The organism is Fusibacter fontis, from assembly GCF_055378735.1.
Genome location: NZ_AP042445.1, coordinates 551,071 through 570,292, shown reverse-complemented (window position 1 = coordinate 570,292; position 19,222 = coordinate 551,071). Strand labels below are relative to the sequence as shown.

The following is a 19,222-nucleotide window of genomic DNA, read 5'->3' as shown; positions in this document are numbered from 1 at the left end:
GAAATAAACTTACAATGTAAACCATTTCTCGATATTAATATTTTGTTTGTTTATAAACTCAACAAATTCCCTATTATCCATTCGGTATTCATCTAACATCATTTTAATATGCTTTTGAACTTGCTCCAAAATATCTTTATGTTTAGATAAATTTGCCAAGCGAAGTTCAGGAATACCGTGCTGTCTTAGACCAAATACTTCACCGGGGCCTCTCAGCTCAAGATCTTTTTCTGCAACTACGAATCCATCACTAGAATTTACCATTGTCTCTATTCTTTGCTTCGCTGTTGCAGATAATTTGTCGCTTAATAAAAAACAATACGACTGTTCTTCGCCTCTACCAACTCGGCCGCGCAACTGATGAAGCTGAGATAATCCAAATCTTTCAGTATTCATAATAACCATCGTGGAAGCATTGGCAACATGAATTCCCACTTCGATCACGGTTGTTGAAACAAGTACGGATATTTCACCTGACTTAAACGCTTTCATAATGATATCTTTATCATCTGCCTTCATTTTACCATGAATCAAACCAACTTTAAACGGATGATAACGTTTTGTTAAATCGACAAAAACAGTTTCTACATCATGTAAGTCATTCACTTCTGAAGCCTCAATTAAAGGACATACGACGTAAACCTGTCGACCTTCCGTCAATTTTTCTTTGATAAAGTCATGCATTTCGGATACTTTTTTCGTATTGACAAAGTGCGTTTTAATGGGTTTTCTTCCTATAGGCATCTGTGAAATTACTGAAATGTCCATATCTCCATAAAGTATGAGAGAGAGTGTTCTTGGAATTGGCGTTGCAGACATAATGAGCGCATGTGGTTTTTCAGATTTTTGGAGTGCTGCGAGCCTTTGTCGGATTCCAAATCGGTGCTGTTCGTCTGTTATGACGACGCCTAACTTTTGGAAAACAACATCATCTTGTAAAATAGCATGCGTACCAATCAGTATTTGAATGCCTGAAGTTTGTAGTTGCTCTTTAATCTTCTTCTTTTCAGATGCAGATTGATTTGAAGTCAGCAACGCACAGGGAATTGAGGGATACATTTTAACAAAATTCTCATAGTGCTGCTCCGCTAACAAAGTTGTAGGTGCTAATAAAATACCTTGCATACTATTATTGACTGCATGTAGTAACGTTAAAAACGCGATAATTGTTTTACCGGACCCCACATCTCCCTGTACCAATCGGTTCATGCTGTAACCGCTTTTCATATCACGAATAATGTCATCTAAAACATTCCTCTGAGAGTCCGTCAAATTAAATGGCAATTTTTCAATTTCACTTTCTAACCAACTCGTATTGCTAAATGCAATGGCATTGGGCTTATGATAATTATTTTTTAATAAAATGAGTCTCAACTGCAAGAAAAATAACTCATCGTATACGAGACGCTGTTTTGCTTTTAAATATCGCTCTTTAGAGGTCGGAAAATGAATTTCTTTTAACGATTCTGATAATGGCATGACATTTGAAAGTGCGACAATTGATGGCGGGAGTGTTTCTTCAATTTGACCATTTAAATATTGAAGAACTTGTTTATGAACAGAAATTAGTTCTAATTGAGACAACCCTAAAGTCGCGCTATAGACAGGAATAATTCCGAGAAAGTTTTTATTCCCGATATCATCAAACTCTGGTTGAATCATTTTAAATGTAGGTCCATTCTTTTCAAGTTTTCCATAAAAGAAATACTGTTTTCCCTCAAAGAAACGATCTACTAAGTATTTACTAGAAAAAAAGACAACTTCACCTGTATAATATCCTTCACTTACTTCAAGAATCAACATTTCTTTTTTTGTCTTACTTATATATTTAGTCCGTTTTCTCACTACCTTTGCTTGAATAACACCATAATCATTGGTTTCAATATCTGCGACGTGCTTGATCATCCTTCTATCAACATATCGAAAAGGAAATTGATAGAGTACGTCTTCAAAAGTAGACAATCCAATTTTTTTAAATTTTTCTGCTTTTTTTTCCCCAATTCCCTTTAATATTGTCAAAGGTTGATTATACACGCATTCACCTCATAAGTAATATAAGTAATATAAGTAATATAAGTAATATAAGTAATATAAGTAATATAAATCATATAATTCATATAATTCATATAATTCATATAATTCATTCAAATCACAAAAACATTAAGATACAAATTACATGTTCTTATCTACCTCTTATAATAAAAAACAAGGCAGACATCATGTGTTTGCCTTGTTTCAAATAGTTTATTCAATAGAAAAAACGTAGTAATAAATTGGCTGTCCGCCTGAATACATATCGATTTCAAGGGAAGGATATTCTGCTTGAATTTTTTCTATGATTTCAGTTGCTGCCTCTTCAGTCACATCAGCACCATAATACATCGTCACAATTTCCGAATCCTCATTCATAGTATTTCGAATGGATTCTAAAATAACTGACTCAATTTCTTTACCTACGCCTTTTATTTCTCCATCTGAAACCGCTAAATAGTCATCTTTTTCTATTTCTAAATCATTAAATGTTGTATTACGCACAGAATAAGTGATTTGAATTGTTTTAACGGTGCTTAAACTTGCTTTCATCGCTTCAAAATTCTCTTCAGGCGATTGATCACGGTCAAATTTCAACATAGCAGTGATACACTGTGGCATTGTTTTAGTTGGAATGACAAACACATTTTTATCACTTAACTCTTTTGCTTGATTAGCAGCCATGATGATATTGCTATTATTCGGAAATAAAAAGATGCAATCCGATGGGCACTTCTCTATTTCATTCATAAAATCTTCTGTACTTGGATTCATGGTTTGACCACCTACGATATTTCCATAAATCCCTAAGTCTTTAAAAATATTGACGAATCCATCGCCCATTGCTACACCAATAAATCCATAATCAGATTCATAAGGTGATTCTTCTTCAACAACAGGTTCTTGATATGAAGTCGCTACAGAAGTTTCATTTGCACCATCTACAATATTACTATGCTGTTCTCTCATATTTTCGATTTTAACTTTTTTGAGTTCGCCATACTTAAGTGCTTCTTCAAGTGCAACGCCAGGGTTATTGGTATGGATATGCACTTTTACGAGTTCTTCGTCTTGCACAAATACCATACTGTCGCCTAATGTTTCAATAAAGCTTTTTAATTGATGTCCATCAATAGATTGACCCTCAATGATAAATTCTGTACAATATGCAAAAATAATGTCTTCTGTATTCATAACGCTTTGAGCAACCGAATGTTCACTACCGTGTTTGATAGAATCCACTTCCATTTCAAGTTCTTTCCCTTGCATTGCATCAAAGAATCCATTTAATATATGCATCAAGCCTTTGCCGCCTGCATCAACAACACCTGCTTGTTTTAAAACAGGTAAATATTCAGGTGTTTTTAGTAGCGTCTCATCTCCACGTTTAATAAGCACGTGCATGAGTTCTAATAAATCAAGTTCTTCACTCATATATTCTGTACATTTTTCACCAATTGATCGAATAACCGTAAGAATGGTTCCTTCAACAGGCTTAAGTACCGCACTATACGCTGTATCCGATGCCTCTTTAAACGCTAAGCATAAGTCTTTTGAAGTCATTTCAGTTTTGCCTTTACAACTTTTAGCAAAGCCTCTGAAAATCTGGGACAAAATAACTCCCGAATTACCACGTGCGCCCATTAAAGAGCCTTTAGATACCGCTTTAGCAACATCGTCAACCGTATCAAATGTCTGATTTCTCAAAATTTCGGTTGCAGAATTCATCGTTAAAGACATGTTTGTACCCGTATCGCCATCTGGAACTGGAAACACATTGAGTGCATCCACTTCGACTTTATTATTGTTAAGCTCAGTTGTTCCTCTTCTAAACATTTTAGAGAGCAACTCAGCATTAATGGTTTTTAATTCCACTTTTATTATCCTCCTTGTTACTCTCTCACTTTTACGCCTTCGATGTTCAAATTGACATCCATTACATTTAGGCCAGTTTGCATTTCAACTGAGTATTTAACTTTTTCAATGATGTTTTCTGCAACGACTGACAATTTTGTTCCAAATTGAACGATAACGTATAAGTCGATGTGAATTCCACCAGTTTCTTCATCGGTTGTCACTTCAACACCTTTTGATAAGTGCTCACCTTTTAAAAGTTTAGCAAGGCCATTTTTAGCCGATTTATAGGTCATACCAACAAGACCATAACATTCCATAGCTGAAACTGCTGCAATCGTCGCAACAACTTCATTTTTAATTGTAATTTCTCCCAATTCATTATTTATCTTAATGGACATTTTTACCTCCTTCAGTGAAAGATTCTATCATGCTACATTCCATTTTAATAGAATATTCGTCCAATATCAAGTTATTAAGAGAGATTCGAGCGATAATTACAAAAAAAATACATCTGATACTTTTTTTTGCTTGAAATACCAGTCCTTCTCTGTTAAAATAAGTATGTTATGTTACGAGTAATCACTCGAAGGAGGTGTAATAAATGGGTAGATCGTGCGAAATTTGTGGCAAAGGTAAAATTACAGGAAACAATGTCAGCCACGCTAACAACCATAATAGAACAACTTGGTCGCCAAACTTAAGAAGTGTTAAAGCTTCTGTAAACGGTGGTACTAAGAGAATTAAAGTTTGTAGCAGATGCTTACGTTCAGGTAAGGTTGAAAGAGCTTTATAATTCATGAACTATTAACGAAAAAAACAAGAGGGAGTCTCAATGAGATTACCCTCTTTTTTCGTGGAGATTTACTTCTTTCACGAATTCAGTTTTAATCAAATTACGACTCAGATAGGTTCTTAAACTCTTCAAACTCAATAATCACGCTAAATCCAGTCTCAACGCTAGGGTTCATTTTGATCGAACCATGAAGCGTTTGAGTGATCAAATTAAATACCATATGAAGTCCAAGCCCAACATATCCTTTGTTCTTTTTAGTACTTACAAATGGATTAAACACTTTTCCAATGATTTCCTTTGCTAACCCCTTTCCATTATCTGTATAGATCATTCGAATCAATCCACGATGTGCGGTAACTTGAATGATAATTTCTCTATCGCGTAATCCTTCAAAACCATGATTTAAACTGTTATCAATGAGTTGATTGATCACATGACCTATGATTGCTGGTGATGAAATAACTGTTAATCGCTCATCGCCTTCAATTTTTATTTGATGATTGGACACAGAAAGAACTTCTTCATAGTTTTTTGCAAGAGTTCTTAAATAATCAATCAATACAAACTTTTGAATATCAATTAGTTGCTCCGGTTGCGTCATCAGCTTAAAATGTTGTACTAAATCTGATATTTTAATTAGAGTCTTTTGAGAGAGTTCAAAGGCTTCAGTAAGGCGTGTAATAAATTCGATTAAATCACTGGATTTTAAATTTGGTTGTTCCGCTTGTAACTTAATTTCATCTAGTTGCTCTTTCGCATAACTATTAAGTAAAATTGCGTTCCCAACAGGTGTATTGAGTTCGTGAGAAATGCCAGCAACCAACTCGCCAAGAGAAGCTAATTTTTCGGTTTCAATTAATCTATCTTGCATCTCATTTTGTATTTGAATAGACTCTTCCAGTTGATTATTCAACACCAATAATTCTGCCTGCTTGTTCTCAAGTTCCGCTACGGTTTCTTCAAGATAACTATTTGTGTCGGTTAACTGTTGAGTACGCTCTTCCACTAATTTTTCTAACGAAGTTGTTCTCATAATCAGCCTATATACATAGTTGCTAAACAAAAATGCGAGTCCCGTTATAACTGTAGAAACCATCAAATTAATTTTCAAAAGTGTCGATGTGGTTTCGTTAAAGCTCAAAAATGCCTCTTCCTCAGTTAACGTAACAATCACGGTCCAATCATTCCTGAGCCTCATGAATCCTAAAACTTTTTGAACACCTTCTAATTGATAGTGTACTGTTCCGTTCTTGCGTTCAAACATCATTTCACTTATTTCATACAATGCACCTTCATCAATCGTGTCCAATCGATCATTTAACGTATACTGCGGATGCACCATAAAAGCATGATCGCGGTCAATGAGCACAACTTTTCCGGCCCCTTTATGAGCGTCTGCAATTTTTTTTAGCGTGACAAAATCAACATCCATGCCAACAATTCCTATTGTCACGTTATCAATAATTATAGGGGCAACATATGAAACCATGTAAGTTCGAATATTTGCATTATAGTAAGGTTTCATCCAATCTCCCTTGGTAAATGTCATCGGTTCGTAAAACCATCCAACGTGTTCACGATCAGAAGGACTGTACATCGAAATATCTGTAGGTGGTTGAAATTCTAAAAGATTATCACCATTTATATCAGCATGAAACACACCCGCTGTTCCAGATGATCGTTTTGGATCAAATCTAATGTAAAACGAAGTGGCATTAATAACATTATCATCAAATTTTGTTGCAATACCCTCTAACATCATTTGAATTTCATTATAATAGGCTGGACTTTCAATACGCGTTGGATCAATAACAACTTCAAGGTTTTCAGTTACTGTATTAACAGCTGTTTCAATCCCAAAAATGATTTCATTGAGCTCAAATCCATAAGATATAGCGCTTTCAGTGAGCTGTCTTTCTGTGGTATTTTTAAACTGGTGTGAGCTATAAACATATGAAATACCACTAGCCGTTACTGTCGCTAACAGAGTAAATACAACAAACAGTACCACATATCGACTTGTTATCGGCCTCATATTGCCTCCTAAAATACTTCTTTCACTAATTATACCCACATTAAAAAAAACTAATAATAGGAAAACTAATAATTTTTCAATAAAGCGCAAAAAAACTGACAAAAACCATATTTAATCATGATTTTTGTCAGTTTTTTTTATATCACTACTACGCACTAAAAATCCTCTTCCCGACTCTATGGATATAACCGCGTGGTCTTCAATAATCTCATTACTAATCCCGATTGTCTGAGAAAGTTTTATAACCGCATGATTTAACGGGTATTTGAATCCAGTTAAAGTAATGTTAGTTAACGCATCTGGAAAAGGAATAAGTGACATATATTTTAAAGGTTCTTTAAACCGTTCAAGAGTCTTATAATATGGGCATTCAATCGTTTCAATGATATTTTGCTCATCTATAAGAATCACATTTTTGTATCTAGAGGCCAAATGTAAAATGCTCATCATATGATCTGCTCTGCCACCTAATCCACCTATTACAATGATTCTGTCTAGTTCCTTCACTTTATAAATCTCTTCAAATGCAATTTCAGCATCTGTAAAATCTTTTTCAGAAGGAAATGTTTGAACTTTTGCTTCTTTCCACAACGATTGATAATGTTGCAAATTTTCAATCGAATCAAAATCACCTATGAGAATATCCGGTGCGATATCCATTCTCATGAGCAACTTACAACCGCCATCAACTCCCATAATGTAATCAAATGGATCATTTCCCATAACTACTTGGAGATGGTTTCTAATTTGATTCACATCGAAAAATGATCCGTTAAGTGAAATTAAGCCCGTTTTCATATCAGTTCTCTAAAAGAAGCCACTGTTCTAGAAATGTCGTCCGTATTAAAGATCGCGGACCCCGCAACAATGACATTAGCGCCTGCGTCAACAACTTCTTTTACATTCTTTAAATTGATTCCGCCATCCACTTCAATATCACAGCTTAAGCCTCTTTGATCTATCATTTCTTTTAATCTCTTTATTTTATCCGTTGAGCTTCCAATATAACTTTGACCACCAAATCCCGGATTAACAGACATCAAAAGTACCATATCGAGTTCAGGTAAAATTTCTTCAATTGTCGATAATGGTGTTCCTGGGTTTAATGTTACTGCCGCTTTTACGCCATAACTTTTAATTAATTGTATGGTTCTATGAACGTGGCGTGTCGCTTCAATATGAACATTAATCAAATCCGCACCAGCATCAACAAAATCACCAATATAATTGTCCGGATTTTCAATCATCAAATGAACATCCATAAAAAGATTGGTCTTTCCTTTTAGAGATTTTAAAATGGGTGCTCCAAATGAAATATTTGGAACAAAATGACCATCCATTACATCCACATGTAAATATTCAACGCCTGCCGCTTCAACTTCTTTAACGTGTTCTAATAATCGAGCAAAATCTGCCGAGAGAATTGACGGTGCTAATTTTACCATTTTTTGTTTTTCCTCCTCTGTTCAACTATTTCATTATACAAATACAAATACGCATCATATCTTACTTTTGTTATTTTGCCATCTGCTAATGCAGTTTTAACACCGCACTCAGGTTCGTTGATATGGAGACAATTGTCAAAACGACACGCATTAGAAGGCTCTCTGAACTCTGCAAAGTATGCTCCAAGTCTATCGCCTTCAATATCACTCACAGATAAAGAAGTAAAACCTGGTGTATCCACGATCACTCCGCCGTTGCTAATTTCAAATAATTCCGAATGACGTGTGGTATGTTTTCCACGCTTAATTTTTTCACTGAGCTCTCCCGTTTCCACTGCAAAATCTTCAATTGCATTTAACAATGAAGATTTTCCAACTCCAGAGGGTCCCGAAAATACGTTGATCTTGTCTTTTAGCAAATCAACTAAAGCATCTACACCTTCACCCGTTAACGCGCAGGTATTTAATACCTTATAATTGGCCTCAGAATATATTTTTTGATACGTTTGAAAATCAAAAGCAACATCTAGATCGGATTTATTAAAACAAATCACCACATCTAATCCTGAATGCTCTGCCAATACAATCATTTTATCTAAAAGTAACATGTTCGGCATTGGATTCTTGATTGAAAATACAATGATCGCCTGATCGATATTGGCAACAGCAGGTCGAATCAACATCGTTTTTCGTTCTTTTATTGCTTCTATGACACCCAATTTATTGGCTTCATCATAAATAGAAATTTCGACGTAATCTCCCACCATTGGAGTTACTTTATCGTTCTTAAATTTACCTCTTGCTTTGCATTCATAAAGCGTTTGGCCGCTCTTAACATAGTAAAAGCCGCCAATCCCTTTGAATATAATTCCATCTGTCATCAAAAACGCTCCTTAAAACTGGACATCGTGTTCTAATCTAACTATCTCACCATAATATACGAGTATTTTTGCAGTTCCAGATCCTTTAATTTTACTTTGAATGATGACTTCATTTCCCTCTGATTTTGAATGAACTTTTTCATATACAGTCGTTCTTACACCATTTTGAACCATTTCAATACGAATGGTTTCTGTATCTTGTGTAAACAAAGTTGTATCAATTGTGACCGTTAATTGTTGTTCGCTTGTAACCTCTTCGCCACTAGCTTGTGTCGATTCAGTCGTTGGTTCATTTCCTTTGCTAACAACAATATCAACAAAACTACCTTTTTCAACTTCTTTACCGACTTTACTATTACTGATAACTTGACCCTCTGTGACTTCTTCGCTTGATTCATATGTTACATCGCCAAGTTTTAGTCCAATTAAAAACAATGTTTCTTCCGCTTCTTTGATGCTCTTTGTTACAAGCGATGGTACTAGAACCATATCCGACTCACCTGCTTGACTGATGACAAGATCCACTTTTGTTCCTTGATCCATTTTCTTACCACCTTTAGGAGATTGCGTAATAACCATCCCTTCAGGTAAGTCATTGTCTTCATAAGTGATTTCTCCTACTTCAAAACCACTGTTTTCTATCATAATAATAGCTTCTGATTCCATTTGTTGTAACACATTTGGAATAATAGATTCAACACCACCACTGCTTACGACAAGCTTAATTGTGTATCCTTCTTTCACTTTTTGTCCTTCTTCTATGGATTGAGAAATGATATAGCCAGCTTCAATATCATTATGCATTCTCTGTTCTGTAATATCTGCCACTAATCCTAAATCAGACAAAGTTCTTACCGCTTCATCAGATGACATGCCTTCAACACTTGGAACTTCAACTGTAGCAATTGATAATGTCCCATTTGGACGCGTTAAAATAATCGCACCAAAAATGACAGCTGCTAAGACAAATGCCAATAAAATTGCCAAAGTCATGTTCAATTTATTTTTATTTGAAGTTTTGAGTTCTTTATTAACCGTTTGTTTTGAAACTCCTTCTCGAGTGCCCATTTCGTTCACTTTGTCTCTTTTTTGAGTTTGATGTGCCATGATTTCATCCTCTGTAAGTTTAGGTATAATCGTCGTTTCTTGACCAAGAAAAGCCTGATTTTCAACGATAAAATGTTTATCTGTTCTAAGTCTTTTCAAGTCTTCAATGAGCTCAACGATCGTTTGATAGCGTTCATTTGGAGATTTTTCAGTACATTTATGGATAATTGAAGCGAGACCATCTGATAATTCAGGATTAAAACGCTTTGGATTTGGCATTTCATCTTTAATATGCTTTAAAGCGATTGTTACCGGTGAATCCCCTTCAAATGGTAGCGTTTTTGTTGCAAGCTCAAACAACAAAATACCCAATGAATATATATCGCTTCTTGCATCGACAAATCCACCCCTTGCTTGCTCAGGCGAAGTATAGTGTACTGAGCCCATGACTTCCTTCGTATTGACAAGAGTCGTTGATGTTGCAGCTCTTGCGATTCCAAAATCCGCAACTTTTACACTCCCTTGTTCATTGATCAATATGTTCTGTGATTTTATGTCGCGATGTACAATATCATTTTGATGCGCTTGTGAAAGCGCTGAAGCAATTTGTAAGCCGATATTAATGATGGCTTCTTCTTTCATAAAGCCCATCATATTATTGATAAAATCTTTTAAAGTATTCCCACTTACGAGTTCCATTACGATGTAATGGACATTATCACTATAACCAACATCAAAAACATTGACGATATTTGGATGTGATAAACTTGCTGCAGCTTGTGATTCTTTTTGAAATTTTTTAACAAAATCTTCATCTGAATTAAATTCATGCTTTAAGACTTTTATCGCAACTAAACGGTTAAGAACGGTATCTTTTCCTTTGTATACAACAGCCATTCCGCCTGTTCCAATTATCTCAATGATTTCATATCGATTGCCTAACGTACTTCCAATTAAATGTGTCATCAGTGCCTCCTTATAGTTCTATGCAAATCACAGTGATATTGTCTCTACCACCATGCTCATTTGCTAAATCGACTAAAGCCTTTGGAATTTGTTCAAACGACACCTCTTGAATTGTGTGTGCAAGTTCTTTCGAACTAATCATACTTGAAAGCCCATCAGAACATAATATAATGTGACTAAATTGATTTTTATCATATTGATTGATGTAAATATCAAATTCACGATCAACGCCTAATGCACTGGTCACGATATTTCGATCTGGGTGTGTTTCAGCCTCTTCAGCACTTATACTCCCCATTTTTACCAGTTCTGCAACGAGTGAATGATCTTCAGAAAGTTGAGTCACTTCTCCACCTTTATATCCGTAACAACGACTATCACCCACATTTGAAACCCAAATAGTCGTATCGTCAATCATCACAACGATTGCAGTTGTTCCCATCCCCTTGCAGTCAGGATTAGATTGAACATGTTGTTGAATCGATTCATTGGCGTTTTTTAGTAATGATCTTATTTCCGCATCGAAATGAACAAGTCTCTTTTCTTCAAATTGTTGCATGATAGAGCGAGCCGCAATTTCAGCTGCAATTTCTCCAGCTTGATATCCACCCATACCATCGGTTACTATAAACACCTTTTGTTGTTCATTAAACAAGTAAAAATCTTCATTGTTTTCTCTTTTAATCCCTACATCTGTTAGTGCAACAGCTCTCATTTGAATACCTCTTATCGTCTTCTTATTAATTTTGCAATAAAAAATCCGTCAGTTTGATGCTTATTTGGAAATAGCTGTATCGATTGCGACTCATTGATGAAAACTTGTTCAAAATCCGTTTCACATTCTAAAAGCCAATCGACAGCTGCTTGATTTTCAGCATGATTGATGGTGCAAGTGCTATACATTAATGTCCCACCTGGTTTTACGTATCGAGCTGCATTTTTCAAAATGGATTTTTGAATTTCAGTCAGTGACATTAAACTTTCTTCAGATTTATTATACTTAATATCAGGCTTTCTTCGAATAATACCAAGTCCAGAACAAGGTGCATCGACTAATACAAGATCTGCTTTAGCATCCAGTTCTTCATTATAAATCAGTGCATCCCCTTGTAAAACTTCCACATTTTCAAGTCTTAAGCGTTTAACATTTTCTTCAATCAATGGCAGTTTAGATACTTGGTTATCATAAGCGTACACTTTTCCAGTTCCCTCTAGAAGTTGAGCAACATGAGTGGCTTTTCCACCAGGAGCTGCACATAAATCAATGACGATTTGATCTTTTTTAACGTCTGAATAATGACCTACACACATAGAACTAATATCTTGAACAGCAAAATAGCCTTCGTCATACCCAGGCAATGACGTCAATGAAAAGCGATTCATTTCTTCTATAATCACGCCTATTGGCACAAGTTTTGATCGCGTCACAACTAACCCATTGTCTGTTAGCAGTTTTTCAAACGCCTCCACCGAAATTCTATTTGTGTTCACTCTCAAAGAGAGTTTTGGAGTCGAATTGCTCGCTGCTAAAAGGTCTTCTGTAAATGGAATTCCGTAATCCTCAATCCACATCTTCACAAGCCACTCAGGAAATGAATATCGGACACTCAAATGTGTCACCGGGTGACGCTTACGATCTGGCAACTCAATTTGCTTGCCTTGCCTGATAAAACTTCTTAAAACACCGTTGACAAACTTGCTGTCTTTTAGCGAAATAAGTTTAGCGAGTTCAACTGATTCATCAACTGCCGCTGATTCAGGTACTTTAGTCATAAAGAGAATTTGATAAAGCCCCATTCTCAAAAGGTTAACAGTCGACGGATGAATTCTTGAGAATCTTTCTGCAGACAGTTTTCGAATATAGAAATCTAGTAAAAGTTTATTTTCTAAAACACCTAATACAATATGTGAAATAAATCGTCTATCGGATGATTCGATTTCATATCGTTGAAAAGTCTGATTTAGTAGTATATGTGAAAATTCGTGGGTGTTTTCGATTTCGTCTAAAATACGTAACGCAAGTTTTCTAGCATTTATTTTCATTCAATTAATCTCCTTGTTATCTGAACTATTATATCAAATTTAACGTCTCATTTTAAGCGAAATCCACTAAATAACACATTTTTTTAACTAAACATAATAAATGCCGCTGACACTTCAATCTCAATAGTGCATTTGAAGTGTCCGCAGCATCTCATCATCGATTACTGACATGTAATTAGATTCCTTAGTCATTTCCTCTGATTAATAACATTCTTAATAATTGCGCGATTGCGATTGCTGCAGCAGCAACATAAGTTAAAGCAGCAGCGCCTAATACTTTTCGTGCATATTGATTTTCTTCAGCGCTTAAAATATCACCAGCTTCCATCATTTCAATTGCTCGAGAACTTGCATTGAACTCTACTGGCAATGTAATCACTTGAAATAACACTGAAAATGAGAAGAAGATAATTCCAACATTAATCAGTGAAGGCATCGATAAAATAATACCTAAAAAGAACATTGGCCACAAAGCTTGAGATCCGATTTGAGCAAGTGGAAACAAAGTCGTTCTAAATTGTAGCGGTGCATATCCTTTTGCATGTTGAACTGCATGGCCCGCTTCATGGCATGCAACACTGACAGATGCAATGGATGGATTGTCGTATACCGGTTCAGAAAGTCGAATGACCTTAGCACGTGGATCGTAATGATCCGATAAAAATCCTCTAACACGCTCTACTGTAACATCGGTAATGCCATTTGCTCTAAGCATCCATTCTGCTGCTTGCGCTCCGGTCATATTTCGTGTATTTCGAACTCTATGATATTTCTTAAACGTTGATTTAACATGTAAACTTGCTACAGATGCTAATAAAAATAAAACAATTAAAATTACGTAACTCATTGCATAACTCATTCTCATTACCTCCTTATAATAATTTTGTCCCTATTGAAATCGTATTTCCCAGTAGAAAAGCTTGTGAAAGCATTCTTTTGTTGCTCCCTAGTTGTAATTCGTCAATTCTCAGGATACCCTTTCCAGTTAAAACATAGATGCCACTCTTATCAATAAATACAACACATCCAGCTGTAAATTCTTCAGCATTAAAATTAAACGAGAGGTCATCTACTACAAACGGGGTTGATCGATATATTTTGAGCATTTGCTGATCATAAGTTGTATGGGCAATTGGCCAAGGATTAAATCCTCTCACACGGTTATGAATTTCAACTGCGCTTAAATTCCAATCAATTCGCGAACTCTCTTTGGAAAGCATAGAAGCATAACAAGAACTCGCGTCATCTTGTTTTGTTTTGACGATGGTTCCATCTTCAATTTTCCTAAGGGTTTCTGTTAACAACGCTGCACCTTCACTAGCTAAAATATCATGTAACTCTTGTGCAGTCATCTGATTGTCAATGGGAACCTCACATGTTAATAGCATATCGCCTGTATCAAGTCCTTTATCCATTTGCATAGTCGTTACTCCAGAAACTGTTTCTCCATTTGCTATGGCCCAATTAATGGGAGCTGCACCTCTATACTTAGGAAGCAACGAGGCGTGGACATTGATACAACCATATTGGGGAATATCCAATATCTCTTGCGAAAGAATCTGTCCATATGCCACGACGACAATCACATCGGGTTTCATCGCGCGAATTTGGTCTGGCCATGTATCTTTTCGAATTTTTTCAGGTTGATAAACGGGAATATCGTGATTCAGCGCAACTACTTTCACTTCAGAAGGCGTGAGTTTATTCCCTCTCCCCTTTGGTTTATCCGGTTGCGTGAAGACGCCTATCACGTCGTGATGTTCAATACATTTTTCAAGTGTTTTTACTGCAAATTCAGGTGTTCCCATAAAAATTATTTTCATGTATGCCTCGTTTCTTTTTGATAATCTCAGTTAAATTTTGATGATCTCTGTTGAATTTGAACGATACATCTATCCTAACTCAGATTCACCTGTCATTTGACGATCGATATATAAAATCCCTTCCAAATGATCGAGTTCGTGACAAAGTGCACGAGCTAAAAGTTCTTCACCTTCAATTTCATAAGTTGTACCATCGACATCTTGAAATTGAACTTTTACAGATAGCGGTCTTTTCACAGTTCCATGTTTTCCCGGTAAACTTAAACAGCCTTCTTCTCCAATTTGAACGCCATTTTGTTCAATCATAACGGGATTTATCAGCGCAATCGGGCCTTCACCATCATAAATATCCACAACAACAACGCGCTTTAATACGCCTATTTGAGGAGCTGCAAGACCAACACCATCAGCATCATGCATGGTTTCTATCATATCGTCCACTAGTAATTGCAATTTATCATCAAATACCGTAACTTCTTTCGATTTTTTTCTAAGAATAGGATCTTCATCTACTCTAATTGTTCTTATAGCCATATTGCCTCCTCATTACACTCATAAACTCATTATATTATAATACATTTGTTGCGTCTAAATCTATATTTATTTTACAAGTTTTAATTTCAGTAAATTTGCTTTCAAGATCTCGAATAAGATCTTTTAGTGGTTCGTAAGCTTCTGGTTTGCACTTAATGATGATTTGCCATCTATATTGATTATCTAACTTCTTTAATAATGCCGGATTTGCAGGATAGATTTCCACCAAATTTTGTAAATCTTTTTTTAATAGATTGTTGCGCAAAAAATCAAAACTTTTTTGTGCATATTTTCCCGCAACTTCAGATGTTTGTGCGGTAAAAACAAGATTAATCAACCTATAAAAAGGTGGATATTTCAGAGCTTGTCGATATCGAATTTCATTTTGATAAAATTGTTCAAAATTTGGTTGATTAATGGCATAATGATCCGGATTATATGTCTGAAGAATGACTTCACCTGAAACGCTACCACGACCAGCACGTCCTGCTACTTGCGTAAACAATTGATATGCGCGTTCTGAAGCTTGGTATTGTGGTAAATTTAAAATCAAGTCAGCAGACAAAATTCCAATCAACGTAACATGTTTAAAATCCAACCCTTTTGCAACCATTTGTGTCCCAATCAAGATGTCAATTTCTTCAGCCTCAACCTCAGAAATAATTTGTTCAATACTTCCTTTTTTTGATGTCGTGGTCTTATCCATCCTTGCAATTCTAGCGGTAGGAAACAACCGCCCCAGCTCTTCTTCAACTTTTTCAGTTCCCACTCCAAAATACTTAAAATATTGACTTTCACACTTAGGACATTTTTTCGGAACGTAGGTTTCATATTGACAATAATTGCATTTAACGGATTTTTCCCCTTTAAAATAGGTCAAAGTCACATCGCAGTTTGGACACGCTAAAGTAAATCCGCAAGAACGACACGAGACAAATGTCGAATGCCCTTTTCTATTGAGAAAAACGATTACCTGCTCTTTCTTTTCAAGTCGCTCGACAATTCCTTGATACAACGCATGACTCAAAATAGATTTATTGCCGTTGATCAATTCTTGACGCATATCCACTATTTGAACTTCAGGTAGTTGCATTAAGTTGTGTCGTTTTTGGAGTTTATATAGCTTGCGTTTTCCCGTTTGAGTTTCATAGTAATCTGTAATATTAGGTGTGGCTGAACCGGAAATCAATAGTCCCTCTAGTAAATTCATTCTGAGCTTTGCAACATCATAGGTTTGATACTTAGGGCGTTTTTCAGAACGATAGGAATTCTCATGACATTCATCAATAATAATGATTCCAATATCATCACTTGGTGCAAATACCGCAGAGCGAGCACCAATAATGATGTCATAATCGCCTCGGCGGATGCCTTTCCACTGATCATATCGCTCACCTTGGCTGATTTTAGAATGAATCAGTGCAATTTTTTCATCTCCAAATCGACTCGCAAAACGCGCTGTAATTTGAGGTGTCAAAGAAATTTCTGGTACGACAAGAACCGCTTTCTTACCTTTTTTTATGACATACTGAATGAGTTCAGCATATAATTCCGTTTTTCCACTTCCAGTAATTCCATGAACTAAAAAATCTCGACCTTCACCGGATTCATATTGTCTGATGATATCTGAAAATACGATTTGCTGTTCATCATTTAAGACAACTTGGCTTTTATCTTCATGACTCTTCATGAAAATTGGCATTCTCAATTCATCTTTTTCGACGATTTCAATTAATTGTCGCTCGACGAGTCGATCGATTAAAGACTTAGAAATCTTAAGTTGTTCTTGTATACTCAAACGTTTATGTACAGGGTTTTCAATAAGAAAATCTAAAAGTTTTAATTCTGCTGTATTTCGTTTTGGAATTGTCTCTCGATAAGTCAAAAGGTCTCCAATAACATGAACCCATGTGACTGTCCGATCTTTTACATTTTGCTCATAGGAATAAGTTAAATCAATATACCCCAATGCAAGTAAACGATTAATCGCAATATTTTTAACACTATCTTTTAAATCTATACAGAGTTCTTCATATTTAAGCGCCCCTTCTGACAAGGCTTTCAGAACATTCGCTTCATTTTTTTTTACATTTGACACTTCTATAGCTGCCGAAGGATTCAGCTGATACGTCTTAATTTGCTTAATCATTGTATTAAACGGCAAAAATAGCTGCACTGCTTCGCTATAAGAACAGAGTGTATCCTCTTTAATTTTTAGCGCACAAAGGACGTCTTTTGACGTTAAATAGATGCCATCATTAAATACGTAATGTATGGCCTTTATTTTAATTTCCGATTCTAAAGACGTCTCAGATAATAACGATACAATTACCGCCTCAAGATATCCAGACGCACCAAAAGGTACCAGAACTCTCGAACCGATTTCAACACGATTTCCAAAGTTTTCTGGTACCGAATACGTAAATAATCGATCAATATTTTGAGCGTTTCTAAGTACTACAACTTCTGCAAACATTTGAGCTCCTAAAAATAAAGCCTCATACTGTCATCACTTTATACAGTCTGAGGCGAATCTGCTATAACAGTTCAACAATCCGATCTAATATCACTTTTGCAACTTCAGTTTTTTTCATACATTCATAAGAATATTTTTGTCCATTTTTATCAAAAATCGTGATGATGTTTGTATCAATATTAAAGCCAGCGCCTTCTGCCGATACATCGTTAGCCACAATTAAATCCAAGTTCTTTTCCTTGAGTTTTTTCATCGCATAGCTCTCTAAATTCTGAGTTTCAGCAGCAAAGCCGACTAAAATTTGATCCGTTTTTAATTCGCCAACTTTTTTTAATATATCTGGATTTTTACTGAATTCAATGGTCATTGTTTCATCGTTCTTTTTGATTTTTTCTTTAGAATATTGAATCGGTTTATAATCAGCCGGTGCAGCTGCTTTTATAACGATATCCACATCTAAATGAGACATCACTGCTTGATACATCTCTTCAGTGGATTCAACTTGTATCACACTTGCGCCCTTTGGAGGTGTAAGTTGCGTTGGTCCCGTTACTAAAATGACTTCCGCACCTTCACAAATTGCCTGTTCTGCGATTGCATACCCCATTTTTCCACTGGACTGATTGGTCATATATCGAACAGGGTCAATGGCTTCACGTGTAGGACCCGCCGTAATGAGCACGCGTTTACCACTCAATCTTTTTTCCTGATGAAAATAGTCAAGAACGCATTCAACGATGCGCTCGGGATCCGCAAGTTTCCCAGAGCCAATATCACCACAAGCAAGTCTTCCGGAATCAGGCAAAATAAATTGATATCCATATGATTCTAATAGTTTGACATTATTTTGCAAAATCGGATTTTCATACATTTTTGTGTTCATTGCAAGTGCAAAATAAACAGGCGCAACCGTTGCCATGATAGTGGTCGATAACATATCGTCTGCAATACCGTGTGCAACTTTGCCGACAATATTAGCAGTTGCAGGTGCAACGAGAAATAAATCGGCCCTTTTCGCCAGTGCAATATGTTCAACATCCCATGTTTTAGGATCTTCGAACATATCAGTCACGACGTAATTTTGTGACAGAGATTGAAACGTCAAAGGCTGAATAAACTGTGTGCTACTTTCAGTCATAATCACATAAACCTGAGCGCCTAATTTTTTGAGTCGGCTCACGATATCCGCCGCTTTATAAGCTGCAATGCCACCAGTAACTCCTAAAACTATATTTTTATTGTCCAATCTTCTGTCCGTTATCATAGGTCTTCCTCTTCACTTCGTCTTAAT

General features: G+C 35.9%; 16 protein-coding genes. 1 reads left to right on the top strand and 15 read right to left on the bottom strand.

The annotated features are described in order from the left end of the window. Nucleotides 1-9 precede the first annotated feature (9 nt). The 3 genes from recG to ACZ41W_RS02470 all read right to left on the bottom strand — a co-directional run bounded on the left by recG (nucleotide 10) and on the right by ACZ41W_RS02470 (nucleotide 4,286). On the bottom strand, nucleotides 10-2,034 hold the full coding sequence (gene recG / locus ACZ41W_RS02480) for an ATP-dependent DNA helicase RecG (RefSeq protein WP_464313300.1): 2,025 nt from the start codon (nucleotides 2,032-2,034) through the stop codon (nucleotides 10-12). Nucleotides 2,035-2,244: 210 nt separating this feature from the next. After that, nucleotides 2,245-3,906 (bottom strand): DAK2 domain-containing protein, encoded by a 1,662-nt coding sequence (locus ACZ41W_RS02475; RefSeq protein ID WP_464313299.1) that lies wholly within the window; start codon nucleotides 3,904-3,906, stop codon nucleotides 2,245-2,247. Nucleotides 3,907-3,923: 17 nt separating this feature from the next. Beyond that, on the bottom strand, nucleotides 3,924-4,286 hold the full coding sequence (locus tag ACZ41W_RS02470) for an Asp23/Gls24 family envelope stress response protein (protein WP_464313298.1): 363 nt from the start codon (nucleotides 4,284-4,286) through the stop codon (nucleotides 3,924-3,926). A 203-nt stretch (nucleotides 4,287-4,489) separates the two neighbouring features. On the opposite strand from ACZ41W_RS02470, the gene rpmB reads away from it, so the two are divergent. Then, on the top strand, nucleotides 4,490-4,681 hold the full coding sequence (rpmB, locus tag ACZ41W_RS02465; protein WP_464313297.1) for a 50S ribosomal protein L28: 192 nt from the start codon (nucleotides 4,490-4,492) through the stop codon (nucleotides 4,679-4,681). Nucleotides 4,682-4,781: 100 nt separating this feature from the next. Here the strand turns inward: rpmB and ACZ41W_RS02460 are convergent, their stop codons facing one another. The 12 genes from ACZ41W_RS02460 to coaBC form a co-directional block, all read right to left on the bottom strand. Next, entirely contained in the window at nucleotides 4,782-6,716 is a 1,935-nt protein-coding gene (locus ACZ41W_RS02460) for an ATP-binding protein (RefSeq protein ID WP_464313296.1), read from the bottom strand. A 111-nt stretch (nucleotides 6,717-6,827) separates the two neighbouring features. Continuing rightward, nucleotides 6,828-7,514 carry a thiamine diphosphokinase gene (locus tag ACZ41W_RS02455; protein WP_464313295.1) on the bottom strand — a complete coding sequence of 229 codons (687 nt, stop codon included), beginning with the start codon at nucleotides 7,512-7,514 and terminating at the stop codon, nucleotides 6,828-6,830. Continuing rightward, a complete protein-coding gene (gene rpe / locus ACZ41W_RS02450; protein WP_464313294.1) occupies nucleotides 7,511-8,161 on the bottom strand; it encodes a ribulose-phosphate 3-epimerase in 651 nt (216 codons plus the stop codon). The genes ACZ41W_RS02455 and rpe overlap by 4 nt, the downstream gene beginning before the upstream one ends. Then, complete coding sequence (rsgA, locus tag ACZ41W_RS02445) at nucleotides 8,155-9,042, bottom strand: ribosome small subunit-dependent GTPase A (protein ID WP_464313293.1); 888 nt, start codon at nucleotides 9,040-9,042, stop codon at nucleotides 8,155-8,157. The genes rpe and rsgA overlap by 7 nt, the downstream gene beginning before the upstream one ends. Nucleotides 9,043-9,054: 12 nt before the next feature. Continuing rightward, nucleotides 9,055-11,055, bottom strand: coding sequence for a Stk1 family PASTA domain-containing Ser/Thr kinase (gene pknB / locus ACZ41W_RS02440; protein WP_464313292.1), 2,001 nt, complete (start codon nucleotides 11,053-11,055; stop codon nucleotides 9,055-9,057). Between the two features lie 10 nt (nucleotides 11,056-11,065). Further along, a complete protein-coding gene (locus tag ACZ41W_RS02435; protein WP_464313291.1) occupies nucleotides 11,066-11,770 on the bottom strand; it encodes a Stp1/IreP family PP2C-type Ser/Thr phosphatase in 705 nt (234 codons plus the stop codon). Nucleotides 11,771-11,781: 11 nt separating this feature from the next. Beyond that, nucleotides 11,782-13,098, bottom strand: a complete 1,317-nt coding sequence (gene rsmB, locus ACZ41W_RS02430; protein WP_464313290.1) for a 16S rRNA (cytosine(967)-C(5))-methyltransferase RsmB — start codon at nucleotides 13,096-13,098, stop codon at nucleotides 11,782-11,784. Nucleotides 13,099-13,282: 184 nt separating this feature from the next. Further along, nucleotides 13,283-13,957 (bottom strand): zinc metallopeptidase, encoded by a 675-nt coding sequence (locus ACZ41W_RS02425; RefSeq protein WP_464313289.1) that lies wholly within the window; start codon nucleotides 13,955-13,957, stop codon nucleotides 13,283-13,285. A 13-nt stretch (nucleotides 13,958-13,970) separates the two neighbouring features. Beyond that, on the bottom strand, nucleotides 13,971-14,921 hold the full coding sequence (gene fmt, locus ACZ41W_RS02420) for a methionyl-tRNA formyltransferase (protein ID WP_464313288.1): 951 nt from the start codon (nucleotides 14,919-14,921) through the stop codon (nucleotides 13,971-13,973). Between the two features lie 69 nt (nucleotides 14,922-14,990). Next, nucleotides 14,991-15,455 (bottom strand): peptide deformylase, encoded by a 465-nt coding sequence (def, locus tag ACZ41W_RS02415; protein ID WP_464313287.1) that lies wholly within the window; start codon nucleotides 15,453-15,455, stop codon nucleotides 14,991-14,993. Nucleotides 15,456-15,489: 34 nt separating this feature from the next. After that, nucleotides 15,490-17,931 carry a replication restart helicase PriA gene (gene priA / locus ACZ41W_RS02410; RefSeq protein ID WP_464313286.1) on the bottom strand — a complete coding sequence of 814 codons (2,442 nt, stop codon included), beginning with the start codon at nucleotides 17,929-17,931 and terminating at the stop codon, nucleotides 15,490-15,492. 61 nt (nucleotides 17,932-17,992) lie between these two features. Next, complete coding sequence (gene coaBC / locus ACZ41W_RS02405) at nucleotides 17,993-19,195, bottom strand: bifunctional phosphopantothenoylcysteine decarboxylase/phosphopantothenate--cysteine ligase CoaBC (RefSeq protein WP_464313285.1); 1,203 nt, start codon at nucleotides 19,193-19,195, stop codon at nucleotides 17,993-17,995. Nucleotides 19,196-19,222: the final 27 nt, after the last annotated feature.